Raw genomic sequence first — 22815 nt, 5'->3', positions numbered from 1 at the left:
CGCCTTTTACAGTTTTCCAGCCATGAGCGTACTTCTCGACTTCATCAATTCGGAATCCCAGGAGCGCCGCGCCAGCTTCCCCAAGTTTGCCGCCGGTGACACCATCAACGTGCACGTAAAAATCCGTGAGGGCAACAAAGAGCGTGTTCAGCAGTTCCAGGGCGTGGTTATCCAGCGCCGGAACCCCAGCTCGAACGGCGAAACCTTCACCGTTCGCAAGATTTCCAACCAAATTGGCACAGAGCGTATCTTCCCCCTGTTGTCGCCCAACATCGACAAGATCGAGGTGATTCGTCGTGGTAAAGTACGTCGCGCCCGTCTGTTCTACCTGCGCGGTCTGTCGGGCAAAGCTGCTCGTATCAAAGAGCGTCGCCTGAACGTGGTAGAGAAAGTAAAGGCTTAATCTATCGGGCATCTGCTCTATGTGCAACGACCGGCTTCCCCAAGAAGCCGGTCGTTGTTATTTTCCGGCAAACCTACTGACTATAAAAAGCCCCGCTCTCCAATCTGGAAAGCGGGGCTTTTTATCTGTTAAAGGTTAGCTGCTTACTTCAGCTGGCCAGCGGCGGCCGTTAGGGACTCGCCAAGCTTGCTAATGCGCTCTGCCGTGTTGGGGTTTTCGGCAAAAACGGCAGCTTTCGAGGTATTCTCACCGAGGCGGGCCAGTAGCGTACCTACCAAATCCTTGTCGAAACCGCCGCCGTTGAAGTGAGCTTTCAACTCCTGCAGGTCGATAACCAGCTGGTGCAACTCGGGGTTGTTTTCGTCCTTAAGGTCTTCAATCCAGCGTTGCAGGTGGTTGTCGAGGCCAGCCTTTTCGGTTTCTTCCTGCAGGTCGAGGCCGAGTAGCTTGATGGCGCCGTCGAGGTGGTTTTGGTGCTGGGTGTCGTCTTTGGGCAGTTTATGAAAAGACATAGTCGGAAAAGATGTACCGCCGGGGGCAGTAGTGGATGTTGAGCTTGTGCAAACGGCCTCGCTCCCGCAAAGGTTGTCTGTCACATTTTCAGGGCATCCACGTACTTTCGTGCATCTCTTTTCTGGTATTCTGGTATGAAAAAATTTCTGGCGGGCTGCTGGCTGGCGCTTCTGCCCCTGGCAGCGGCTGCCCAAACGCCCACTACGCCGCCGGCCTCCTGGCAGCAGCAGGTAAACTACTCCATTGATGTGACGCTCGACGACGTGCGCCACGAGCTGACGGGCCGCGAAGAGTTGCGCTACACCAACAACTCGCCCGAAACGCTGCCGTTCATCTGGTTTCATCTGTGGCCCAACGCTTACCGCGACAATACCACGGCCTTCGCCAAGCAGCAGTTGCGCAACAACGACCGGAAGTTTCAGTTTGCTTCCGCCACCGACCGGGGCTTTATTGACCAGCTCGACTTCAAGGTAAATGGCGAAACGGCCCGGCTGGAATACGACCCACAAAACCCCGACGTGGCCAAGCTGGTGCTACCCCAGCCACTGGCGCCAGGCGCTACGGCTACCATCAGCACGCCTTTTCACGTGAAGCTGCCGGCCTCCTTTTCGCGCCTGGGCCACGTGGGCCAGTCGTACCAGATTACGCAGTGGTACCCCAAGCCGGCAGTGCTCGACCAGCGCGGCTGGCACCCGATGCCCTACCTGAACCAGGGTGAGTTCTACTCCGAGTTTGGCTCGTTTGACGTGCGCATTACGCTGCCGGCCAACTACGTGGTGGGCGCTACCGGCCAACTGCAGAATCCCGAGGAGCAGCAGCGAATGGAACAGCTGGCCACGGCTGGGGCGGCCAAGAAAACCGCAGAAGACTTCGGCAACGACCTTTCCTTCCCGGCCTCGGCTCCGGAAACCAAAACACTGCGCTACGTGCAGGACCAGGTACACGACTTTGCCTGGTTTGCTGATAAGCGCTTCAACGTGCTTAAAAGCGGCGTCACGCTGCCATCCGGCCGCCAGGTAACCTCCTGGGTGCTGTTCACCAACAAGCAAGCCAGCCGCTGGATTGAAGGTCTTCAGCACCTCAACGATGCCCTCACATACTACTCGAAGTGGGTAGGCGAGTATCCGTACGCCTCAGCCACGGCCGTAGACGGCGCCCTGAGTGCCGGCTCTGGCATGGAATACCCTATGGTAACCGTGACTGAGCCCAGCGCCATTTCCCACGAAGTAGGTCATAACTGGTTTTACGGCATTCTGGGCTCCAACGAGCGGGACTATCCGTGGCTGGACGAAGGCCTGAACTCCTACGTGGACAACCGGGTAGCGTTGATCAACAACTCGGCCGGCTCCCTGCAAACGGGCGTTATTACTCGCATCAAGCCATTGGCCTCCAGGTTCAACCTGGATGGGCTTTCGGCTTATGCGCTGGAGCAGGCCACGTACCAGAGCCAGGCCACCCGCGGCCTCGACCAGCCCGTGCACGGCGTTGCCTCAGCCGAGTATGGCCTGGTGAACTATCCGTTTATCGTGTACAGCAAAACGGCGGCGCTGTTCAACTACCTCGAAAATTACCTGGGGCAGGAAAAGTTTGACGCCGCCATGCACGCCTACTTCGAGCGGTGGAAGTTCCGCCACCCCTACCCCGAGGATCTGCAGGCTTCCTTCGAGGAAAGCACCGGTCAGAAGTTGGGCTGGTTTTTCCAGGATATGCTGGGCAAGCGCGTGCGCTACGATGCCACGATTGACGACGTGGAAGTTTCTGACACCGTGAAGGTGCTGGTGCGCAACGACTCGCCCGCCCCGTATGCCGTGCCGGTTTCTACCCTCGACGCTCAAGGCAAGGTGCTGGAAACGCTCTGGTCGCCGGTGCTGGGTATCACGGAGGAAGACGAAGCTGCCCAGCTCAACTTCCGCCGCGAAGGCGTAAGCGCAGTGGTAGTGGATGCCAACTACGTGACAACTGAGCTGAACCGCCGCGACGACCGGCTGAAAACCAGCGGCAGCTTCCGCCGCGTGGAGCCGTTCCGCCTGCAGGGCCTGTTTGCGCCGGTGCAGCGCTGGGACCGGGCCGTCGTCAACTTCACGCCGGTTATCGGGGCCAACACATCCGATAAGTTTATGCTCGGGGCCGCGTTCTACAGCAGCCCGCTGGTGCTGCAGCGTTTGAGCTACGTGCTGATGCCCATGTACAGCTTCAACCAGAAAGAGCTGAACGGCATTGCTGATGTGAACGTGAACGTGCTGCCCGACAAATATGCCCGCCGCATTGTGACGGGCGTGCTAGTGCAGCGCTTTGAGCGGTACCGCAAGGTGGAGCCTAGCATCACCTTCAACCTGCCCTTCTCCGCCTACGACCGGCCCCAGCACACCCTCAAGCTGGCCACGGCCTCCATCCACCAGCAGGACCTCGATCAGACCAGCAGCATCCAGACGGTGGAGTACCACGTGCGCGGCGGCAATGCTCTGCAAAAGTGGACGGGCTACGTTGAATTCAACCAACTCACGCCCAAGCCCGGCCTGGTTATCAGTCAGGCGGAAGCGCGCCTCCTGCGGGCTGCAGGCACGTATCAGCGGTTCTACAATGCCCGCAAAAGCGTATCGGTCCGGCTGTTTGGGGGGCGCTTTCTCTCGAACGTGGCCGCTACCGACCCCATGCAAGCGTACGTGCTGGGTTTAAGCGGCAGCCCCGACTACCGCTACCAAACCGCTTTCCTGGACCGCCAGCAGATTTCACCGGTCCTGGCCGCCCAGCGTCACCAGACCGACGACCGGGATGGCGCCTTCAAAGCCTACCTGCCGGTAACCAGCTCTAAGTGGCTGAGCACGCTCAATCTACAGGGCGACCTGCCCGTCACCAGCCTCAAGGTGTTTGCTGACTTTGGCGCTACCAGCCACAAAGTGCTGCTGGAAGACGGCCGCCAGCGCCGCCTGTTCTACGACGCAGGGCTGATTGTCCCCATTATTCCCGGCGGTGTCTTTCAATTCTACGTGCCCGTGGCCGGCTCGCAGTACAGCAACGGGCTGCCCAGCAGCCGCAAAGACTTCACCGACAACCTGCGCTTTGTGTTTCGCCTCGACAAGCTGAACCCTTTCCGCCTTCTGGATGAACAGCTGGCACAATAATCGGCTAGCCTCCGCGCTGCTGGCGCTGCTCGTGGGCGGGGCCAGCAGCTGCGGCACTGACTATACTTCCCTGCCTACATATTCAGCGGAGCGCCGGCTTCTGCAGATGGTAGTGGAAGTACCGGCCGGCACCAACCACTTGCAGGCCTACAACTCGGAAACCAGTCAATTCGAGCCGGTGCAGCGGGCAGGTCTGGCCCAGGTAGTGGACTACCTGCCCTGCCCCGGCAACCAGGGTTTTATTCCCGGCACCCAGGCCGGCGAAGCGGGCGGGCCACTACCCACGCTGGTGCTGGCCGAAACCCAGCCGCCGGGCACCGTGCTGGAAGTGCTGCCGCTGGCTCTGCTCACGCTCGACGATGCCGGCCAGCTGCGCCAGATCGTCCTGACGGTGCCGGCGCGCCCCAGCCAGCAGATTCTGCCGGGCATTACCACTTGGCAGGGCTTATTGGATAAGTACTCCGGCATCCGGACTACCATCGGGCAGTGGTACCAGCACCAGGGCCGCCCCGGCGAAATCCGCATTGTAAGCTGGAAAGATGAGCAGGCAGCGGAACAGGCCATCCGGCAGGCCCGGTAGCTTGCCGCAAAGTCCTATCAAAATAAAAAGCCCCGCTGGTGTACCAGCGGGGCTTTTTGCAGACAGAAGAAGTAGCAACTACTCAATCTTGTTCATGCGCTCCTTCACAGCTTCGAGGGCCACGCGCATGTTCACAATGTCGGCGCGGGCAGCTTCCTGCTCTTTCAGATTCATGTCGATCTGGTTGTTGTACTGCTGCAGCTCGGTGGCGTTCTGCACCAGCTGCTGCTGAATTTCTAGCTTCTTGGCTTTGTTTTTCTCGATGTCCTTTTTGATGGCATCGGCCTTCTGAATCACCGTCACGTGGTTGTTCTGCGAAGCTACGAGGGCCTTTTCGGCTTCAGCTACCTGCAGGGCCAGGTCTTCGCGGTAGAGCATGCGGGCAAAATCCTTCAGGTAGTTTTCGCCGGCTTTCCACTGTACGGGGGTAGCATCCTTGCTCAGGTAAGCGTTGCCCAGGTCAATAGACCACCATACGGAGGTACCGGTAGGCGTTGCATCTACTTTGCTGATGATGCGGATAGGCGTCTTCGAAATGGCTTCTACTACGACGCCATCCATGGTGTAGACGCCTTTATCGGCCTTCACTTTGCCAACTTTTTCGCTGATCCATTTGAACCAGGATTCCTCCACCCGCTTACTGTCGAGCTGGATGGTTACGCGCTGGCCCTTGCGCGGAATACCTTTGATGGCCATGTCTGTTTCATCCACGGGTGACTTCTGCGCGTAGCCAGTCACCGTCAAAACGAACATCAACAGCAGGGTTAAGAGTACGCCTGGTTTCATAGAAGTGAAAGTGGTTGAATGTTAAGAAAATGCAATAGGGTGGTGTGAGCCTCTAAGGAGGGAAAAGCAACTCACCAAATTTAACTAGCTCAAACCCAAAAACCGTGCACCGCCTGCCGTTTTTTTTGAGTAGCATTCTTTTGTTATATAATCACAATAGCATATTGCGTAAATACAACAAACAAGCCGTAAATCTGCGGATTTTTTAATATACGTAGCGCATTATCTCCTATTTGCACTAAACTTTTTGGCGGCAAACCGGTTTATTGGCCCATATGAAGGTAACTGTTTGCCGCAAAGAGCACTTCAACGCCGCCCACCGCCTGCACAACCCGGCGTGGTCGGCGGAAGAAAACGCCGACGTGTTCGGCCCCTGCGCCAATGCCAACTACCATGGCCACAACTACGAGCTGGTGGTACGGCTCACGGGCGGCATCGACCCCGATACGGGCTACGTGTACGATATGAAGCGGCTGAGCCTCCTCATCAAGCGCGAGATTCTGGATACCTTTGACCACCGAAACCTGAACCTGGACACCGAGGACTTCCGCCAGCTCAACCCCACGGCTGAGAACATGGCCGTCGTTATCTGGCGCCGGCTGCGGCCTCACCTTGCGGCCGAGCTGGAGCTGTCGGTGACGCTCTATGAGACGGAGCGTAATTTTGTAGAATACCATGGATAACCCTGCGCCTGGCGCTGCCGATTTGCACCTCCCCGCTGACCTGCGCACTCCCCTGCGCCCAGATGCCTTTGCCTTGTCGGATGACGAGAAAATTGCGGGCATCGAGCCCCACTTTCGCGCCATTATGGAGCTGCTGGGCCTCGACCTCACTGATGACAGCCTGAGCGGTACGCCGCGCCGGGTAGCCAAAATGTACGTGCAGGAGTGGTTTCGGGGCCTGAACCCCGAGCACCAGCCGGCCATGAAGTTGTTTGAGAACCGCTACCAGTACCACAATATGTTGGTGGAGCGCGACATCACGCTGTTTTCCTGCTGCGAGCATCACTTCGTGCCTATCATTGGCAAAGCGCACGTGGCCTACCTGCCCGGCGAAAATGTGGTGGGACTGTCGAAGCTCAACCGCGTGGTGCAGTACTACGCCCGGCGGCCCCAGGTGCAGGAGCGCCTCACCCGCCAGATTGCCGAAGAGCTGAAGCGCAGCCTGCATACCGAGGACGTGGCCGTACTCATCGAGGCCGACCACCTGTGCGTGATGAGCCGCGGCGTGAACGACACGAGCAGCAGCACCATCACGGCGGAATACGGCGGCCGGTTTGCTCAGAGCGAGCAGTATCGCGCTGAGTTTCTGCGGCTGATAGGCCGGTAACGGCGCGGTTGCCGTTTTTGGTTGTAGCTTGCGCGCCCAATTTTCCCACCCCGTTCGTTCATGGCACCCCACGCGCAGGAAGCGGCCCGTAAAGTTCTGATTGCCGGCGGCACCGGTCTGATAGGCACCCGCCTCAGCGAAATGCTCATTGATGCCGGCTACGACGTGGCCCACGTCAGCCGCCAGTCCGGGCCCACGCACTATCGGCGTTTCCGCTGGGATTTGCGCGCCCGCACCATCGACGAGGCCGCCGTGCCCTACGCCGACTATATCATAAACCTGGCCGGCTCCAGCGTTTCGGAAGGCAAATGGACGGAGGAGCGCAAGCGCGAAATCCTGGACAGCCGCCTGGGCGGCACCAACCTGCTGGTGCGGGAGCTGCGGGAGCGGCCGCACCACGTGCGCGCCTTTCTGTCGGTGTCGGCCATTGGCATCTACGGCGACGCCGGCAACCGACTGGTAACGGAAGAAACGCCCCCGGCCCCGGCCAACGACTTTCTGGCCGATGTATCGAGGCGCTGGGAAGCGGCGGCGCTGGCGGCTCAGGAGCAGGGCGTGCGCACCATTATTCCGCGGGTGGGAATTGTACTGAGCACGGAGGGCGGGGCGCTGGTGCCCCTGGCCCGCACCGTAAAAATGATGGCCGGCGCCCCCCTGGGCTCAGGCCGCCAGTATATGTCCTGGATCCACCTGGATGACTTATGCCGCCTGCTGATGCAGATGCTGGAGCAGCCGCAGTGGCAGGGCATCTACAACGCCGTGGCGCCCAACCCCGTCACCAACCAGACCTTCACCGAAACGCTGGCTGGGGTGCTACACCGCCCGCTGGTGCTGCCCAAAGTGCCGGAGTTTGGCCTGAAGCTGATGATGGGCGAGATGAGCGACATCGTGCTGGCCTCCCAGCGGGTAAGCGCCGAAAAAGTGCTGCAGGAAGGCTTCAAGTTTGAATACCCGGAGCTGAAGACGGCGCTGGAGTCTTTCTACGGGGAAGAGCTGTAAGCCAAGCGGAAATAATGCGGACACTCGCACGGTTTCTTTTGGGGTGTCTGCTTTTTTGTCTTGCTTATTTCAACTACCGGCTGCACTACCAGCCCAGACTGACGCACGTATCCGGTGGTATCGTCAACGAGGACGTGCTCAACCAGCTGCGGTTTTTGCAGGTGCGCATGCACAACGGTGCCCCAGCCGATATGCAGCAATTGTACCCTGAAGGCTTCGTTTATCTACACGCGCTGTATAGCCTCTCTTGCCTGGATCTGACGGTGCACCTTCCTCAGTCCAGCCCTGTGAAACAATGGGCGCTGACTGAGGCGGCCTGGTCCATTGACGAAATTGACTCCCCTTCCGCGCGGCTGATCTTTGATGAGGACTTGCCCCTGCCCTATGGCGCCTTTTATCAGGGGTGGCTGACGTACCTGGAAGGACGCTACCTGGCGGTGCAGCCGCCGGCCCAGCGCCCGCCCGACGTGGCCGCCCGTTACCGTAGCCGTTGTGCGCTTATTGCCCGGGCCCTCCGGCAACATCCCAGCCCTTACCTGGAAACGTACCGTGGCGCCGCCTGGCCCGCCGATGCTGTTGTATGCGTAGCAGCCCTAGCCGGGCACGACCGGCTGTTTGCGGCCCAGTACCAGCCGGAGCTGCGGCAGTGGCTCTCCGCAGCCAACACCCATCTGGATTCTTTGGGTATGATTCCGCATGCGGCTGATGCCCAAACCGGGCACGTGCTGCAGGCCGCGCGGGGCTCTTCCCAAAGCCAGCTGCTCAACTTCCTGATCGAAATTGACTCGGTATATGCCCGGCAGCACTTCAACCGCTACCGCCAGCATTTTTTGACGTCCCGCTTCGGCTTACCAGGCATCCGCGAAGCCGCCAACGATAGTGCGGATGTAGCCGATATTGACTCCGGCCCGGTTATCCTGGGTATTGGGGGGGCGGCATCCATTGTGGGCCGCCGCACCATGCAGCGCTACGGCGACACTACTACGGCCGTAGGGCTGCGCAATAGCATTGAAGCATTTGGAATGCCGTTTCAAATCCGCTGCCAGAAGCGGTACGTTTTCGGGCAGCTCCCTATTGCGGATGCGTTCATTGCCTGGAGCAATGCGTTGGAAAACAACCGAACGATTACGAATGACACTAACTGGCGTCTCAACTTTCACCTGGTTTCGTCAGCGTTGGCCTTGGTACTCTACTGGATTATGCGCCGCTTGGGCCGCCGACCCACAACTGTTTAATCAAAGGCTATCCGGCACGGCAATGGCGCCGCTGTTGATTTGCTCCAGCAGGTTGTCGGCCGCAATGGTGTCGATGGCTACGGCTTCGCGGCGGCGGCGCGGCTCCTCGGTGTAGCACACGTACTTCTTGTTGATTTTGACCGTGGGCTTTGGGAAGGGGCCCATGGTAATGTCCAGGTTTTTGTCCTGGTACAGCTTCTCCATGTAGGTGCCGAAGATGGGCAGGGCCATGCGGCCGCCCTCACCCTGCTGAGTACGGAAGAAGTGGATGCTGCGGTCTTCGCCGCCCACCCACACGCCCGTCACCAGGTCCTTGGTCACGCCCATGTACCAGCCGTCGGAGTAGTTGGAGGTGGTGCCGGTTTTGCCCCCGATCTGGTTGTCCTTTTTCCACAGCTCGTACTCCCACAGCGCCTGCGAGGTACCACCGGGCTCGTCCATGCCGCCGCGCAGCATGTACAGCATCAGCCAGGCCGTTTCGGGCGAAATCACGCGCTTCTGCTGGGGGTCAAACTGCTTGATGACGTTACCGTTGCGGTCTTCAATGCGCGTGACGAACATAGGCTCGGTGCGGAAACCCTGGTTGACGAAGGTGCCGTAGGCATTCACCATCTCGTACACGCTCACGTCGCCGGCCGAGCCCAAACCGATGCTGGGCACCGCCAGCAGCTTGCTCTTGATGCCCACTTTGTGCGCGTATTTGGCCACGTTGTCCCAGCCCACCAGCTCCGTGAGCTGGGCTGTCACGGAGTTCACTGAGCGAGCCATGGCGTGCCGCAAGGTCATGTTTATGCCGGTATACTCACGGGTCACGTTATCGGGCTTCCACTCCATGGGCTTGCCGTCTTCCACGTAGTTGATGGTCACGCGCTGGTCCCGGATCCGGTCGCAGGGCGTGTAGCCATTGTCGATGGCCGTGAGGTACACGAAGGGCTTGAAGGTGGAGCCCGCCTGGCGCTTGCCCTGCTTTACGTGGTCGTACTTGAAGAACTTGTAGTCGAGGCCACCCACCCAGGCTTTCACCTGGCCCGTGAAGGGGTCCATCGTCATCATGCCGGCGTGCAGGAAGTGCTTGTAATACGCCAACGAATCGAGCGGTGACATCACCAGCGTGGTATCTCCGTCGCCTTTCCAGGTGAATACTTTGATGGGGCGCTTGCGGTGCAGGGCCGAGTCGAGCAGGTCAGGGCGGCCGGGGTAGCGGGCGGCCAGCTCCTTGTACACGTCGGTGCGCTTCATCTGGGTTTCGATGAAGTTCGGAATTTCCTTGCCGTCCTCGTCCACCCAGGGGTTGGAGTCCCGATTGCGCCAGAAGTTGTCGAAGGAGCGCTGCAGCACTTTCATGCGCTTCTGCACGGCGTCTTCGGCGTGGGCCTGCATCCGCGAGTCGATGGTGAGGTACACCTTCAGCCCGTCGCGGTACAGGTCGTAGCCGTTCTTTTTACACCAGTCGTTCACGAACTGGCTTATGGCCCCCCGAAAGTATGTTTCGGGGCCATCCACGTGCTTTTCTACCTGATACTGCAGGGCAATAGGTCGGGCCTGAAGCAGCTGCACGCTGTCTTTGGACAGGTAGCCGGCCTGGCCCATACGCGCCAGCACCAGGTTGCGGCGGCGCTTGGCGGCCTCGGGGTGAAAGCGGGCGTTGTAGGCAGTCGGCGCATTCACGGCCCCGATGAGCATAGCGGCCTGCTCGGGCCGCAGCTGGGCCGGCGTGGTGCTGAAGAAGGTTTTGGCGGCTACCTTCACCCCGTAGGACTGGGAGCCGTAATCGACAGTATTGAGGTAGAGGCGCAGGATTTCCTCCTTGGTGTAGCGGCGCTCCAGCTCCACGGCCGTGAGCCACTCCTTGGTTTTGCTGATGATAGTGCCCACCACCGGCACGTGGCCCAGCAGGCCCACGTTTTCACCGCGGCGAATCTGATACAGGTTCTTGGCCAGCTGCTGGGTGATGGTGGAACCGCCGCCGCCGTTGTTGCCCGTCACTACCCCCGATACGGCCCGGGCAATGGCCTTGGGGTCGATGCCGGCGTGCTCGTAGTAGCGCACGTCTTCGGTGGCTACCAGCGCCTTCACCAGCCAGGGCGACATTTCATGCAACGGCACGGGGGCGCGGTTTTCGCGGAAGTAGCGGCCAATCATCACCCCGTCGGAAGTAAACACTTCGGAGGGCTGCTCTACCTTGGGATTTTCCAGCTCTTCCAGGCTCGGCGACTTACCAAACAGAAATAGGAAGTTGATGCTGACCAGGATGGGATATAGCAGGAATACGCCCAGGCCCACCACGAAAAAGCCCCAGATGAAGCGCGTCAGAACGTTGGGCCAGCGCCGGCGCGGACCGGCAGGAGTGGTGGATTTCGACGAGTCAGGTGCGGGCATGCAAAGCAGATTAGGCGGCAGCCACGCCAGCTGGCGGCTACGGGAAACGCAAATATACCATTTGGGCCCAGCCAAGCGGTACACCTAGCGGGCAAATTCACGGCCGCGCCTCAGGCCCAGGTTTCAGTCCTCTTCGCAGTTCTTTTAGGCGGTGAAGCCTCCAGGTGTCTTTTTCTTACCCCCACCACACCCACACAGCGCAGCCCAATACTACCAGTAACACGGCCAGCCCGGTAAAGGCCAGCACCACCGCGTAGCCCAGCCACCGCCAGCCCCGGTGCGAAATGCCGGCCGCCAGTCGCCAAAGCCACCAGAAGCCCAGCAAAGGCAACAGCAGGAGACAGAGCTGCACCACAAAGCGAGAGAGAGGTAGCGCCGCCGGCGTATAGGGCCACAGCTCCTGCTGCCACAAGATACTCCCAATGGCCAACACCAGCACAACCAGCACCCACCAAAGCGCAACGGGTGCCAGGCGCAAGGCCCGGCCAGCAGCTTCCGGTAAATGAATCATAGCAGGCAGTGAAGAAAAAAACGAAAATGACTCCGCTATACCTGCGCTGCCCAAGCTGCACCGGCCGGCGACCATAAGATGAACAGCCCGAAAAGCAACCCGAGCAACAACAGCAGCAAAGCTCCCACGCCGGGCACCACGGTCGTTAGCAGGCGGTAGCGGTGGTCGGGCTGGGCGGCGGTGCTTTCCTGCCAGGAAAGAAGCATAGCCAGCGCGGCTATATCGCCAATGGCTACCAACAGGGCCAGCAGGGAAAGAAACAGTTGCAGAAGCATGATCGAGCGGTGGGAAGTACGCGGGCGCAACGACGAGCACAATGCCGCGCCGCGCAGGGGCCATACATACTTAAAAACCTGAAAAACAGATTGCCTTGCTCCCGTACCATGTGCTATCAGCTTAGAAACTCAGCTCGCCGGCGACGCAGTAGAGCATAAAGCCCAGCAGCATAAACAGCAGCCAGCCGCAGAGCGTCACCACATGAAACAGCAGGCACAGCAGCAGCACGAACCGGTACTTGCGCCTGGCGGCCGGCCAGACCCGGGACAGGGCCTGCAACACGGGCCTGGTAGCCTGCCGAAATACGACCCAGTTTGCCAGCGGCGGCAGCAGCGTCCAAGCCCACTCGCTATGCACCAACCGCACGAGTTGATGGTGGGCCAGCGGCCACAGGTCGGGCAGCATCCACCATACCCACAGCACGGCGCACACGGCCAGCAACACGCTCAGCGCCTCGCCCGCCGCCGGTAGCGCCGCCGGCCGCGGCTGGTAGCCGGACTGCAACGCTCGTTCCTCTACAATTTCCATAGCAAACTACAGGTTAAAGGTCAGCCAGAATCGTGGCACCTTCCGGCGACCAAAGCACCATCAGCGAAAACAGCAGGCCCAGCAGCAAAAGCAGCAGCACGGTGCTGAGGGGCATCACGCCCGCCAGCAGGCGCCAGCGGCGGGTTCCAGGGTCGGGGGCGCGCTGCTGCCAGGTGAGCAGGCCGGCCAGGGCCACAATGTCGCCGGCGCACATGAGCAGGCCGCCAAGCGTAAGCGAGAATTGGAGAAGCATGAGAGCAGTGCTTAATTGTTTTTTATAAATACTTTAATTGACATACCAGCTTGTATCATTAGCATATAATGAAAGGCCAATGCAGCCAAATAGGATCAAGAAAATTTCTAATGAAATAATAAAAATCAACCAAATCCAGATCAAAATATGTAACCATATTGATGTTTTGTGTAAAGTAAAAATCATAACAGGCTTTACACCTTTCTTCCATATCATCAAACAAGCAAGCAAATAACCTATAATAATTATAGGATCTTCAACACCTGCAAATTGTGGCATAGCATTTACAAAGTACTGATTAATTTTAAGTACAATAATTAAATAAATTATAATAGCTAATAAAACCCAAGCCACACTCGAAACTAATTCTAAAAACCCTTTTTTATCAATTCCTATCTGCGTTTCCATGCCAATTTATCTAATAACACTATTTTAATAACTGATAAGCTACCCAGTCGGCCCAGGTGTAGCTGGGCCAGTGGCGCTGCTTTTGCTGGCGCTTGAACTGACCGATGCGCTGTTGCAGAGTGGCGCGGGCCTCCACAGCGCTGAGGCGACTGTAGCTGCCGTCGTAGAGCTGGTGCTTGAGTCTGTGCTGTTCCAGTTCTGCTGCGTGGGCCTGCAGCGTGGGCAGTACCCGGTCGGGCATATTCAGCAGGAAGCCATAGTCCACGCTGATGAGCTGGGGGCGCAGGTTGTAGCGGGCTATCCACACTTCCCAGTTGCCGGCCGCCAGCAAAAGCAGCACCACGTAGGCCGCCAGGCTGTTGAGGCGCACCAGCGCGAAAGTTGAGCGGCGCTGCCAGATTTTCAGGAGCATAGTGCCCAACCCAAACAGCACCAGCAGCAGAAAGAAGCACACGCCCAGACGCTTGTAGGCCAGCCCCGTGTACAGGATATAGTAGTAGTTGCGCAGCCCTACCGACACGGCCAGCACCACGTTCTGCAGCACCCACACCGTGGCCAGCCCGCGCAGCACCGGCAGGCCTGGCTGGTAGAAGTTGAGGTTGCGGCGGAAAAACCACAGCAGAATGCCCATAGCCACCAGAATGCTGAAGATGAGCACGTAGGTGCCTTCGTGCACGAACTGGGTAAGGTCGAAACCCGGCTCCCGCTCGAAGCCAAACCAGATCCAGTTAATATCCACGGAGTTTACCACCAGCAGCAGCACGTTCACCAGCCCCAGCAAACCCACGGCCACCAGGTATTCCTTGCGCAGGTCGAGGCTGCGCTGCTCCCGCCGCCGGAAGTCGGGCTGGCGCACGGCAAACGAGGCTACCCTATTGCGCTGCCGCTGCACAAACTCCGCAAAGCGCGACTCCCGGTCGGCGAAGTAGTGCACCGGCACGATGAGCAGCGCTGCAGCCGTAAGGGCCAGGCCCAGCACGAAAAACAGCACGTGTGCAAAGGAGAAGTGCCAGAACAAGGATTCCACCCAATGAGCCAGCACCTCCAGCACGTGGTCTGCTAGTGTCTCGTACTGCGGATTGGCTACCACGAACAGCACGTGAAACAGGAATAGCACCATGAGGGGCACCAGCAGCAACCGGCCGTAAAACCAGCTTCGCCGCACCTTTTCCCCTACGTTGGCCGGCAGGCGCAACAGCGTAGGCAGAGCTACTACCACTTGCCCAGCGTTGGCCAGGGCCGTAAGCAGCGCATTGCTCAGCAGCCGCAGGTGGGGCTGATTCAGATAGCCCAGCCAGCAAGCCAACGAGGCCATGCAGGCCAGCACAGCCGCGCCTGAACCATGCCAGGCCACCAGCCCCGCACTCAGCAACGTGCCCGCCAACAGCAGCCAAGTGTAGCCGGAGCGCCACTGCGGAGCGTACCGGGGAAGGCCAGCCACCGTGGCAACCACCACTGCCACCGTGTACAGCAGCATGTTCAGCCCGGCGCGCTCGTGCCAGAACAGCAGGTCAAACAGCACTGCTCCTACCGGCAAGGCCAGCTTTTGCAGAGCGGTGAGTACCAGGGCCGGGCGCGACGGGCCGGCCGCGGCCTTGTTGGGAATAGCGTAAGCAGGCGTAGGGTACATGGGCAAAAAGTGAAATGGTTGATTATCTAAAAGAACTTTGTATTACAAAGTAAGAAGGCAAAAAATTTAGCTCCCGCTCCGCAGCAATTTTTCCAGTGCCGTCAGGTGCTCCTGGAATGCCTTTTTCCCTTCCGCGGAGGCAGCGTAGGTGGTGTTAGGCTTCTTGCCAATGAACTGCTTGCTGACGGCCACGTACCCCGCTTTTTCCAGGGCCGCTACGTGGCTGGCCAGGTTGCCATCCGTGAGGTCCAGCGCCTCCTTCAGCTCATTGAAGCTTACCACGTCGTTGGCCAGCAGCACGGCCATCACGCCCAGCCGCACGCGGTGGTCGAAAGCTTTATTGAGCGTGTGAATGACGTGTTTCAAGGTAGAATTTCGCGACCAGCAGGCCGTAGGTACACAAGTAGAAAGCAGTGAGAAGGAAGCGGACCGGCAGTGCTACCGCTCGTAGCGGTTGTACATCAGCAGGCCATAGCCGATGTGACCCAGCCCAAAACCTAGCGCAAAGATCAACAATCCGGCGCCGGGCAGCAAAAGTGCCACCAAGCCCAGTCCGATTTGAGTGAGGCCCAGCCAGCGGATTTCCTCCAACGTGTACTTGCTGGCGTTGAGCAGCGCCAGCCCGTAGAACACCAGCATGCCCGGTATTACCAGGCCCACGGCTCCGTCGCGGTACAGGGCCAGGCAAAACAAACCGCCCGCAATCAGCGGAATAGCCAGGCTCAGGGCCAGCCGCCGCCCCAGTGCCCCCCAGATCTGCTGGCCCGCCTGCCGGGCCCGGCGCACCGTAAAAAAAACAGCCACGGCCAGCGCGGCCGCAATGATGCCCCCAGCCAGCAGCACCAGAAATGGCAGCACCCGCCACCTCTCGGCCGGGTTGCTGTCGAGCAAGCGCAAAAAGCCGGCGTCGCCATACTGCCCGCGCAGATACCAATGGCCCAGGCCCGCCCCCGCCAGCGCTACTACCCCTGCCCCTACCCCGGAAAGGCCGCTCAGGGAAATAAAGCGGGAGGAGCGCTCCATAATGGCGCGTATCTCGGTGAGCTGGGCTAGCGGATCGACGGCAGGCTTCATCATATACAAAAAGAACTTTGCGTCACAAAGCAAGTAAAATTCTTCTTACTGCCCAAATAACGACAACTCTTTCTTGAGAATACCCGGAAATTTTCCGCTTGACGTTTCGCTCTGGTACGGTAGCGGTATGGCCGGGCACGCAAGATCCGTCAGCGAAGCAGGCCCGGTAGTTTTTACCGCAACGCTTGCCTTGGCCTGCGTATACTGGCGCTGCCGGATGCGTTTCGTTGTCGAATCTTCATCCATTATTTCTTCTTGCCCTATGCGTATCCGTCTACAGCTGTTTGAGTTTGAAGACCAGCCCTGGTTTCCGGCAGCGGTGCGGGCTGGCATGATGGATTACCTGCGCTTCATGATTACGCGGCTGCACACCTACCGCCCCATTGTGCCGCTGCTGGCCGAAGGCATGCGCCGCACCAGCCAGTCGCAGGTGCTGGAACTGTGCGCCGGGGCGGGCGGAGGGGCCGAGGATGTACTGCAGGCATTGCGCACCGGCCCCCTGCCCACGGCCCGCATACAACTCACCGACTTATACCCGCAGCTGACAGCCTGGCAGCATCTGCACGCCCAAACGCAGGGCGCTATCGGCTTTGAGGAGGCACCGGTGGATGCGCTGCAGGTGGCGCCGGAGCTGCCGGGGTTTCGGGCGGTGTTTTCGGCTTTTCACCACTTCTCCCCCCAGCGGCCGAAGCGCTGCTGCAAGATGCCGTGCGGGCCGGCCGGGGCATTGGCGTATTTGAGGGGGCCGGCAAGCATTGGCTGGAAGTACTGCTGGCGCTCACGTTGCTGCCGGTGGCACAGCTGTGCATCACGCCCTTCATTCGGCCGTTCAGCTTCAGCCGCCTGTTCTTCACGTACGGGCTGCCGCTTATTCCGCTATGCACCATCTGGGACGGTTGCGTGTCGCTGCTGCGCTTGTACCCGCCGGATGCTTTGCTGGCGCTGGCCCGCCGCGCCGATCCGGCCGGCGCTTACCACTGGCAGGCCGGCAAAGTGCGCCACAGCTGGGGGCCGCAGGTGACGTACCTGGTGGGGTGGCCGCAGTCTGAGGCGTAAGCTTTAGCTTGCGGCGGCACTCTGCCCCAAAGGTTTTTCTGGTTTACCATGTCCGTTGCTGCCTACCGCCGCGCGCTGCCGCTGCTGCGCATCCCGTTTTCGGTGTATCTGATGCCCGTATACTGGTTTGGGCTGAGCGCGCTGCGGGAGCCGTTCAGTTGGTGGCGGGCCCTGGCCGTGTTTGTGGTGCTGCACGTGCTGGTGTACCCGGCGTCCAACGGCTACAACTCCTACTACGACCGGGACGAGGGCAGCATCGGCGGACTCAAGCGGCCGCCCAAAGTCACGCCGGAGCTATTGCACCTGGTGTGGCTGTTCGATGCCCTGGCGCTGGTGGGGGGCGCTGTGGCTGCGGTGGGAGTTTGGCGCGCTGGTGCTGGTATATCTGCTGGTGTCGAAAGCCTACAGCTACGAGGGCATCCGGCTGAAAAAGTACCCGTTGCTGAGCACGGTAGTCGTTATTGTCTTTCAGGGCGCCTTCACCTTTCTGATGACGCAGGTGGGTGTGGGTGCCGGGTCAGCCGTGCTGTTTGAGAAAACGAACTGCCTGCTGGCGCTGGTCAGCAGCATTTTTCTGTGCGGCTCCTACCCACTCACCCAGGTATATCAGCACGCCGAAGACGCCCGCCGCGGCGACCTGACGCTGAGCTTACGACTGGGCATCCGGGGCACGTTTGTGTTTGCCGGGCTAAGCCTGATGCTGGGGGCCGGGCTGCTGGCGGCCGTATACTGGTGGCGCCATGAGGTCCGGCATCTGCTGCTGTTTCTGCTGGCTACCGGCCCGGTGCTACTGCTTTTTAGCCGGTGGGTAATGGCCGTGTGGCAAACGCCCGCCGCCGCCGATTACGAGCACACTATGCGCATGAACCAGGTTTCCTCGGTGTGCATGAGCGCCGCGTTTCTGGCCATCCTGCTGTGGCCCTGAGCACGGGCCGAAGCCAACAACCTCCACCATTGGCGCGTACGTAGGAGCCACACTAATTTTTACTTTATGATGCGCGCTACTTTTCTTTTGGCTCCCCTGCTGCTGGCGGCGGCCTGCTCATCCCCTGCTTCGGAACAAACGTCTGCCACGCCTTCCACGGCGGCTACCTCACCCGCCGAGCCACTGGATACCACCCGGGCACCCAGCATTGATGCGCAGGCTGATACGCTCAAGGTGGTACGGCGGCGCCATGAGTTTTCCACGCCCGGCCAGCCCGACCTGTTCATGCTTGCCCTGCGCGGCACCGACATAACCACCGGCGAGGCTACTTTCACCATTACTTCCGCGACGGGCACCGTTATCTTCCGCGAAGTGCTGCCGGCAGCCGACCTCGAAGCTTCCCTGGTGTACAGCATGACCGGCCCTACGGCTTCCAAACAGGAGCGTGAGGCCTTCATTCGCAAGCGCATGGACGTCTTTTTCGAGGAAAAGCAATTCGGTAAGCCGGCCGTGCCTGCCTCCGGTTCGGCGCCGGCCGATACCGAAGACAAAGCCGCCTGGCAAGACCTGCAGAAGCGCCCCGAAGCCCTGCGGTTCACTTACCTCGTGGGCAAGGAAGAGCAGCGCCGCATAGCCTGGTCGCCGTTGCGCAAGCAGGTAATCCGGCTTGCCAGCGCAGGAGGTTAAGCAATTCTCCTATTCGGAGGCTTGGGCTAATGCCTGTTCAACGCCGTCCACCAGGGTGGCATAGGGCTGATAGCCCCGGGCCAGCACGTAGCCCTGGGAGCCGATGCGCAGAATGCACATTGGGAAGCCCTGCACGCCGATGCGCGCCACGGCATCAAATTCCTGCTGCACGGCCTGCTTGCTGGCGGGCAGCTCCCAGCGGGAAACAAACTCAAGCCATGACACGCCCAGCTTTTCCACGAGCGGCCGATACGTCGTTACCTCGTTCAGGTCCTGCCCTTCTGCAAACCAGGTGTGCTGCACCGCGTGAGCGAAGTTGACGGCCTGCTCCCGCTCGTCAAGCTGCCGGAAAACTGCCAGCGCCCGGCTGGGCGGCTCCGAGTCCTGCACCTGCTCGCCGGCCTCGCCGGCCTCGCCGGCTGCCCGAAAGGCGGTGCCGAAGGTGGCCCCCGTTACCTGAGCAATCTGCTGCATAGCCTGGCTGATAAACGGCCACATCTCCCCTATCGGGCCGACTTCGGCACCGGTAATCATGCCGCCGCTCAGGATGGTCACGTGCAGGCGGCCCGCCATATGTTGCTGCAGCTGTTGCACTACGGGCGTCATGCCGTAGCACCAGCCGCACAGCGGATCAAACAGGTACAATAGTTCAGGAAGGTCGGCAGGAGCTGGCATAAAGGCAGGAAGTAGAAAGTAGTGTACCCGCAAACTTCCGGATTGTTTCTTTTTATCGGCACTCTGACTTACCGGGCACCGCATGTACGTTTCTCAGAAAGGGAGGCAACAGATAAATTCTATTTTCAACCGAACTGCTTGTTGGCTCTATATTGTTCTGCGGGCGCTATACCTTTGTAGTAGCAACCTGCCGGACCTAATAGGTTGGGTTTTGGCCAATAACCTTCTGATTGTATGACGCAAGCCGTTTTATCCTCCTCCGCCACCACGCGCAAATCCCGTAAGAAGCTCTGGGCTATTATGGCGGCTATTATTGTCGTTGGTCTGGGCGTTATTCTGTACTACAATGTCAGCAAAGACGTAACACAGGAGGACGCTGAATACATCAAGCTGTACACGGCCGGCATTCCCGCCAAGCCCGCCGCCGATATGTCTTACGACGAGCAGATTCAGGCGCTGGAAGCTACGCAGCGAGCAGTGCTGCAGCAGGCCCGCGTGGGCGAAGGCATTCCGCACGGTGTGCCCCGCGAGCCCAAGAACCTGTATGAGGCGCGGCAGGGCCTGTGCTATGACCGTAGCCGGGTGCTGGAAAAAATCTTTATGAGCATGGGTTTCAATACCCGCCATATTGCGCTCTACGCCGATATGCCCGATATGAACAAGCTTCAGGAGCTTACTAAAGCCCAGATTCCCAGCCATGCTACCCTGGAGGTTGAAACCAAGAAAGGCTGGATGGTCGTTGATTCCAACAACCTGTGGCTGGCCCTGGACAAGAACAAGGAGCCATATTCGCTGGAAAAAATGGAAGCTACGTATGCGGCAAACCAGCCTATCACCTGGCTCCAGACCACACCCAGCGGCTACGAGAAGTTCTACAACCAGCCCTGCACGTACTTCTACGGCCTGTACTCGCGCCACGGCGGCTTCTACCCACCCTATACTCCCGGCATCCCCGACTACAATCTTCAGGAGCTGCTCTACAACATATAGCGTAGCCGAACCTGAAACAGAAAAGGCCCCTGATTCCAGAAATCAGGGGCCTTTTCTGTGAGTAAGTGCTTTCCTAGCCGTTCATCGAAATCAGGAACTCTTCGTTGTCGCGGGTGCCTTTCATGCGGTCTTTCAGGAACTCCATAGCCTCGGAGGCCGTCATGTCCGACATAAACTTGCGTAGCACCCAGATGCGGTTCAACTCGTCCTTGCTCATGAGCAGGTCTTCGCGGCGGGTACCGGAGGCGGGCACGTCGATGGCCGGGAAGATGCGCTTGTTGGCCAGCTTACGGTCCAGCTGCAGCTCCATGTTGCCGGTGCCTTTGAATTCCTCGAAGATAACTTCGTCCATCTTGGAGCCGGTATCAATCAGGGCCGTGGCAATGATGGTGAGCGAGCCGCCATCTTCCACGTTGCGGGCCGCACCGAAGAAGCGCTTAGGCTTGTGCAGGGCGTTGGCATCCACACCACCCGACAGAATCTTACCCGAAGCCGGCTGCACCGTGTTATAGGCGCGGGCCAGGCGGGTAATAGAGTCCAGCAGAATCACCACGTCGTGGCCACACTCCACCAGGCGCTTGGCTTTGTCCAGCGCGATGCTGGCAATCTTCACGTGGCGGTCAGCGGTTTCGTCGAAGGTGGAGCTGAGCACTTCGGCTTTCACCGAGCGGGCCATGTCCGTTACTTCTTCCGGGCGCTCATCAATCAGCAGGATCATCAGGTACACCTCGGGGTGGTTTTCGCTGATGGCGTTGGCAATTTCCTGCAGCAGCACCGTCTTACCCGTTTTGGGCTGGGCCACAATCAACCCGCGCTGGCCTTTCCCGATGGGGGCAAACAAGTCCAGAATGCGGGTGCTCATCTGGGTGGGCTTGGTGGAGAGCTTGAGGCGCTCCTCGGCAAACAGCGGCGTGAGGCTGCTGAACGGTACCCGGTCGCGGGCTTCCTCAATGGAGCGGCCGTTGATGGTTTCCACATTTACCAGCGCGTAGTACTTTTCGCCTTCCCGAGGTGGCCGAATTGTGCATTTTACCGTGTCGCCCGCTTTCAAGTTGAACTGCTTGATCTGCTGGGGCGCTACGTAAATATCGTCGGGCGAGGTGAGGTAGTTGTAGAACGGGCTGCGCAGGAAGCCATACCCCCCATCGGGCATCAGCTCCAGCGTGCCCTCACCCGGAATAATAATATCCAGCTCCTGGCGGGTGCGCTGCGGAGCAGCGGCATCGGGGGCAGCGGTGCGCTGCTGACGCTCTTCGCGCCGTTCCTCCCGGCGCTGCTGGTCGCGGGCAAACCGCTCTTCCCGGCGCTGGTCCCGGTCGCGGGGTGGGCGGGCGGGGTCGCGCTGCTCAACTCGCTCACCCCGTTCGCGCGGAGCATCACGGGCAAATTCGCGGGTTTCACGCCCCTCCCGCAAAGCCTCGGGGCGCGCTGCGTCGGCAGGGCGCGGGGCTTCGGCGGGCCGGGGCGTTTCCGGGCTGGCAACCTCAGTACGCACGGGGGCAGGGCGCGACTCGCGCGTGCGGTCGGGGCGGTATTCGCGCACCTCGCGCCCGTCGCGAGCCGGAATGAAGATAATGGGAGCTGGCGGCGTTACCGGGGCCGGCGCGGCGGGGGCTTCCACCGAAACAGCGGCGGGCCGGGCTACCACCTCGGCGGCAACTTCCGGCGTAGGCGCGGGAACCTCCGGGGCAGGAGCAGCGGCGGTTTCAGGCGCAGTTGCTGCCGGCTGCTCAGCTACGGCCTCCAAAGCTGCGGCGCGGCCATTGCTGCGGCCGGCGGCAGGCTTATCGGCGCGGGTGCGGCGCTCAGGGCGCTGGTATACTTTCACAGGGCGCTCGGGGCCATCTGCCGCTACGGCTTCCGCCGGAGCGGCTTCGGAGGCAGCCGGGGTGGGCGCAGGCTGCTCGGGAGCTGGTGCCGGCGCAGCCTCCACGGCGGCCGGGGCGGCTGCGGCTACCGGGGCGGCAGCCGGGGCTTTGCGGCCGGGGGCTTTTTTCTGGGGCAGTTGCTCGGCGGGCGTAATGGCCTGCTGATCGAGAATCTTATAAATCAGATCCTGCTTACTGAGTTTTTTAAAGTTGCCTACCTGCAGCTGCTCAGCTACTTCTTTCAATTCTGAAAGTAGGCGGTCCTTTAACTCGTCAATAGTGTACATACAAAGAAGGAAGGGGGGAAACGCGCGGGGCTAAGCCGCTGACAGCGTAAGGCAGACTTACCAGGCACCACATGCCACACCAGCGGGGGCGCAGCTCAGCAGAAAGTCGATGCGAAAAACGAACTCGTAACGGGAGGGTGCTGGAAGGATAAACGGGCCCTGGGCGAAAGTAAACTGATTCGCAGGCCCGGCGTCAGCAGCTGGCTTAGTAACGCAATGTTAGCGTAATACGTGCAAACTGCCAAATCCTCTCCCAGATTTCCCGGGCTAAGCGGCTTACGCAGAAGGCTCGGGCAAGGAT

At 59.9% G+C, this 22815-nt stretch carries 24 protein-coding genes; 11 read left to right on the top strand and 13 right to left on the bottom strand.

The window, feature by feature from the left end; translation table 11 throughout:
• The first annotated feature begins 22 nt into the window (after positions 1 to 22).
• Positions 23 to 403, top strand: coding sequence for a 50S ribosomal protein L19 (gene rplS, locus LRS06_RS14055; protein ID WP_257872044.1), 381 nt, complete (start codon positions 23 to 25; stop codon positions 401 to 403).
• A gap of 143 nt (positions 404 to 546) precedes the next feature.
• On the opposite strand, the gene LRS06_RS14050 is transcribed toward rplS, so the two are convergent.
• The gene (locus tag LRS06_RS14050; protein ID WP_257872043.1) at positions 547 to 915 is read right to left on the bottom strand and encodes a hypothetical protein; all 369 of its coding nucleotides are present in this window, start codon (positions 913 to 915) and stop codon (positions 547 to 549) included.
• Between the two features lie 135 nt (positions 916 to 1050).
• Here LRS06_RS14050 and LRS06_RS14045 point away from each other — a divergent pair, with 135 nt between their 5' ends.
• A complete protein-coding gene (locus LRS06_RS14045) occupies positions 1051 to 4038 on the top strand; it encodes a M1 family metallopeptidase (RefSeq protein WP_257872042.1) in 2988 nt (995 codons plus the stop codon).
• A complete protein-coding gene (locus LRS06_RS14040) occupies positions 4019 to 4618 on the top strand; it encodes an inorganic diphosphatase (RefSeq protein WP_257872041.1) in 600 nt (199 codons plus the stop codon). The genes LRS06_RS14045 and LRS06_RS14040 overlap by 20 nt, the downstream gene beginning before the upstream one ends.
• 78 nt (positions 4619 to 4696) lie before the next feature.
• Here the strand turns inward: LRS06_RS14040 and LRS06_RS14035 are convergent, their stop codons facing one another.
• A complete protein-coding gene (locus LRS06_RS14035; RefSeq protein ID WP_257872040.1) occupies positions 4697 to 5371 on the bottom strand; it encodes a hypothetical protein in 675 nt (224 codons plus the stop codon).
• Between the two features lie 308 nt (positions 5372 to 5679).
• Here LRS06_RS14035 and LRS06_RS14030 point away from each other — a divergent pair, with 308 nt between their 5' ends.
• The 4 genes from LRS06_RS14030 to LRS06_RS14015 are packed head-to-tail and all read left to right on the top strand — an operon-like array spanning position 5680 to position 8967.
• Positions 5680 to 6087, top strand: coding sequence for a 6-carboxytetrahydropterin synthase (locus LRS06_RS14030; protein ID WP_257872039.1), 408 nt, complete (start codon positions 5680 to 5682; stop codon positions 6085 to 6087).
• A complete protein-coding gene (gene folE / locus LRS06_RS14025) occupies positions 6080 to 6733 on the top strand; it encodes a GTP cyclohydrolase I FolE (RefSeq protein ID WP_257872038.1) in 654 nt (217 codons plus the stop codon). The genes LRS06_RS14030 and folE overlap by 8 nt, the downstream gene beginning before the upstream one ends.
• 60 nt (positions 6734 to 6793) lie before the next feature.
• A complete protein-coding gene (locus LRS06_RS14020) occupies positions 6794 to 7732 on the top strand; it encodes a TIGR01777 family oxidoreductase (RefSeq protein ID WP_257872037.1) in 939 nt (312 codons plus the stop codon).
• A gap of 38 nt (positions 7733 to 7770) precedes the next feature.
• Positions 7771 to 8967: a hypothetical protein gene (locus tag LRS06_RS14015; protein WP_257872036.1), complete on the top strand. Its 1197-nt coding sequence runs from the start codon at positions 7771 to 7773 to the stop codon at positions 8965 to 8967.
• Here the strand turns inward: LRS06_RS14015 and LRS06_RS14010 are convergent, their stop codons facing one another.
• The 9 genes from LRS06_RS14010 to LRS06_RS13970 form a co-directional block, all read right to left on the bottom strand.
• Positions 8968 to 11346, bottom strand: coding sequence for a transglycosylase domain-containing protein (locus LRS06_RS14010; protein ID WP_257872035.1), 2379 nt, complete (start codon positions 11344 to 11346; stop codon positions 8968 to 8970). It abuts the gene before it with no gap.
• A gap of 175 nt (positions 11347 to 11521) precedes the next feature.
• Positions 11522 to 11857, bottom strand: coding sequence for a hypothetical protein (locus LRS06_RS14005; RefSeq protein WP_257872034.1), 336 nt, complete (start codon positions 11855 to 11857; stop codon positions 11522 to 11524).
• A gap of 35 nt (positions 11858 to 11892) precedes the next feature.
• Complete coding sequence (locus LRS06_RS14000; protein WP_257872033.1) at positions 11893 to 12132, bottom strand: hypothetical protein; 240 nt, start codon at positions 12130 to 12132, stop codon at positions 11893 to 11895.
• Positions 12133 to 12253: 121 nt separating this feature from the next.
• Positions 12254 to 12661: a hypothetical protein gene (locus tag LRS06_RS13995; RefSeq protein WP_257872032.1), complete on the bottom strand. Its 408-nt coding sequence runs from the start codon at positions 12659 to 12661 to the stop codon at positions 12254 to 12256.
• A 13-nt stretch (positions 12662 to 12674) separates the two neighbouring features.
• Complete coding sequence (locus tag LRS06_RS13990; RefSeq protein WP_257872031.1) at positions 12675 to 12914, bottom strand: hypothetical protein; 240 nt, start codon at positions 12912 to 12914, stop codon at positions 12675 to 12677.
• A gap of 33 nt (positions 12915 to 12947) precedes the next feature.
• On the bottom strand, positions 12948 to 13322 hold the full coding sequence (locus tag LRS06_RS13985) for a hypothetical protein (protein ID WP_257872030.1): 375 nt from the start codon (positions 13320 to 13322) through the stop codon (positions 12948 to 12950).
• Positions 13323 to 13341: 19 nt separating this feature from the next.
• Positions 13342 to 14952: a DUF4173 domain-containing protein gene (locus tag LRS06_RS13980; RefSeq protein WP_257872029.1), complete on the bottom strand. Its 1611-nt coding sequence runs from the start codon at positions 14950 to 14952 to the stop codon at positions 13342 to 13344.
• Positions 14953 to 15018: 66 nt separating this feature from the next.
• Complete coding sequence (locus LRS06_RS13975; RefSeq protein WP_196953745.1) at positions 15019 to 15318, bottom strand: transcriptional regulator; 300 nt, start codon at positions 15316 to 15318, stop codon at positions 15019 to 15021.
• 72 nt (positions 15319 to 15390) lie between these two features.
• The gene (locus LRS06_RS13970; protein ID WP_257872028.1) at positions 15391 to 16029 is read right to left on the bottom strand and encodes a hypothetical protein; all 639 of its coding nucleotides are present in this window, start codon (positions 16027 to 16029) and stop codon (positions 15391 to 15393) included.
• Between the two features lie 705 nt (positions 16030 to 16734).
• On the opposite strand from LRS06_RS13970, the gene LRS06_RS13965 reads away from it, so the two are divergent.
• From LRS06_RS13965 to LRS06_RS13955, 3 genes are all read left to right on the top strand, one after another.
• Positions 16735 to 17082, top strand: coding sequence for a hypothetical protein (locus LRS06_RS13965; protein WP_257872027.1), 348 nt, complete (start codon positions 16735 to 16737; stop codon positions 17080 to 17082).
• A 391-nt stretch (positions 17083 to 17473) separates the two neighbouring features.
• Entirely contained in the window at positions 17474 to 18007 is a 534-nt protein-coding gene (locus LRS06_RS13960; RefSeq protein WP_257872026.1) for a UbiA family prenyltransferase, read from the top strand.
• Positions 18008 to 18073: 66 nt separating this feature from the next.
• Positions 18074 to 18694, top strand: coding sequence for a hypothetical protein (locus LRS06_RS13955; RefSeq protein ID WP_257872025.1), 621 nt, complete (start codon positions 18074 to 18076; stop codon positions 18692 to 18694).
• A gap of 9 nt (positions 18695 to 18703) precedes the next feature.
• Here the strand turns inward: LRS06_RS13955 and LRS06_RS13950 are convergent, their stop codons facing one another.
• Positions 18704 to 19369 (bottom strand): DsbA family protein, encoded by a 666-nt coding sequence (locus LRS06_RS13950; RefSeq protein WP_257872024.1) that lies wholly within the window; start codon positions 19367 to 19369, stop codon positions 18704 to 18706.
• A 234-nt stretch (positions 19370 to 19603) separates the two neighbouring features.
• Between LRS06_RS13950 and LRS06_RS13945 the strand changes: the two genes are divergently transcribed.
• Positions 19604 to 20359 (top strand): hypothetical protein, encoded by a 756-nt coding sequence (locus LRS06_RS13945; RefSeq protein WP_257872023.1) that lies wholly within the window; start codon positions 19604 to 19606, stop codon positions 20357 to 20359.
• A 73-nt stretch (positions 20360 to 20432) separates the two neighbouring features.
• Here the strand turns inward: LRS06_RS13945 and rho are convergent, their stop codons facing one another.
• Entirely contained in the window at positions 20433 to 22514 is a 2082-nt protein-coding gene (gene rho / locus LRS06_RS13940; RefSeq protein WP_257872022.1) for a transcription termination factor Rho, read from the bottom strand.
• Positions 22515 to 22815: the final 301 nt, after the last annotated feature.

This window comes from Hymenobacter sp. J193, assembly GCF_024700075.1.
In the GTDB taxonomy this organism is placed as follows: Bacteria; Bacteroidota; Bacteroidia; order Cytophagales; family Hymenobacteraceae; genus Hymenobacter.
Note: the sequence above shows the minus strand (reverse complement) of the source record. Positions and strands in the feature narration are given on the sequence as shown.

Bases quoted from the DNA above. Each gene is read 5' to 3' on its own strand.
- LRS06_RS14005 (WP_257872034.1), bottom strand. From the start codon at position 11,857: ATGATTCATTTACCGGAAGCTGCTGGCCGGGCCTTGCGCCTGGCACCC.
- LRS06_RS14020 (WP_257872037.1), top strand. From the start codon at position 6,794: ATGGCACCCCACGCGCAGGAAGCGGCCCGTAAAGTTCTGATTGCCGGC.
- folE (WP_257872038.1), top strand. From the start codon at position 6,080: ATGGATAACCCTGCGCCTGGCGCTGCCGATTTGCACCTCCCCGCTGAC.
- LRS06_RS14040 (WP_257872041.1), top strand. From the start codon at position 4,019: ATGAACAGCTGGCACAATAATCGGCTAGCCTCCGCGCTGCTGGCGCTG.
- rplS (WP_257872044.1), top strand. From the start codon at position 23: ATGAGCGTACTTCTCGACTTCATCAATTCGGAATCCCAGGAGCGCCGC.
- LRS06_RS13985 (WP_257872030.1), bottom strand. From the start codon at position 13,322: ATGGAAACGCAGATAGGAATTGATAAAAAAGGGTTTTTAGAATTAGTT.
- LRS06_RS13945 (WP_257872023.1), top strand. From the start codon at position 19,604: ATGACGCAAGCCGTTTTATCCTCCTCCGCCACCACGCGCAAATCCCGT.
- rho (WP_257872022.1), bottom strand. From the start codon at position 22,514: ATGTACACTATTGACGAGTTAAAGGACCGCCTACTTTCAGAATTGAAA.
- LRS06_RS13990 (WP_257872031.1), bottom strand. From the start codon at position 12,914: ATGCTTCTCCAATTCTCGCTTACGCTTGGCGGCCTGCTCATGTGCGCC.
- LRS06_RS13980 (WP_257872029.1), bottom strand. From the start codon at position 14,952: ATGTACCCTACGCCTGCTTACGCTATTCCCAACAAGGCCGCGGCCGGC.
- LRS06_RS13995 (WP_257872032.1), bottom strand. From the start codon at position 12,661: ATGGAAATTGTAGAGGAACGAGCGTTGCAGTCCGGCTACCAGCCGCGG.
- LRS06_RS14045 (WP_257872042.1), top strand. From the start codon at position 1,051: ATGAAAAAATTTCTGGCGGGCTGCTGGCTGGCGCTTCTGCCCCTGGCA.
- LRS06_RS13970 (WP_257872028.1), bottom strand. From the start codon at position 16,029: ATGATGAAGCCTGCCGTCGATCCGCTAGCCCAGCTCACCGAGATACGC.
- LRS06_RS13950 (WP_257872024.1), bottom strand. From the start codon at position 19,369: ATGCCAGCTCCTGCCGACCTTCCTGAACTATTGTACCTGTTTGATCCG.
- LRS06_RS14050 (WP_257872043.1), bottom strand. From the start codon at position 915: ATGTCTTTTCATAAACTGCCCAAAGACGACACCCAGCACCAAAACCAC.
- LRS06_RS14035 (WP_257872040.1), bottom strand. From the start codon at position 5,371: ATGTTCGTTTTGACGGTGACTGGCTACGCGCAGAAGTCACCCGTGGAT.
- LRS06_RS14010 (WP_257872035.1), bottom strand. From the start codon at position 11,346: ATGCCCGCACCTGACTCGTCGAAATCCACCACTCCTGCCGGTCCGCGC.
- LRS06_RS13955 (WP_257872025.1), top strand. From the start codon at position 18,074: ATGATGCGCGCTACTTTTCTTTTGGCTCCCCTGCTGCTGGCGGCGGCC.
- LRS06_RS14000 (WP_257872033.1), bottom strand. From the start codon at position 12,132: ATGCTTCTGCAACTGTTTCTTTCCCTGCTGGCCCTGTTGGTAGCCATT.
- LRS06_RS14030 (WP_257872039.1), top strand. From the start codon at position 5,680: ATGAAGGTAACTGTTTGCCGCAAAGAGCACTTCAACGCCGCCCACCGC.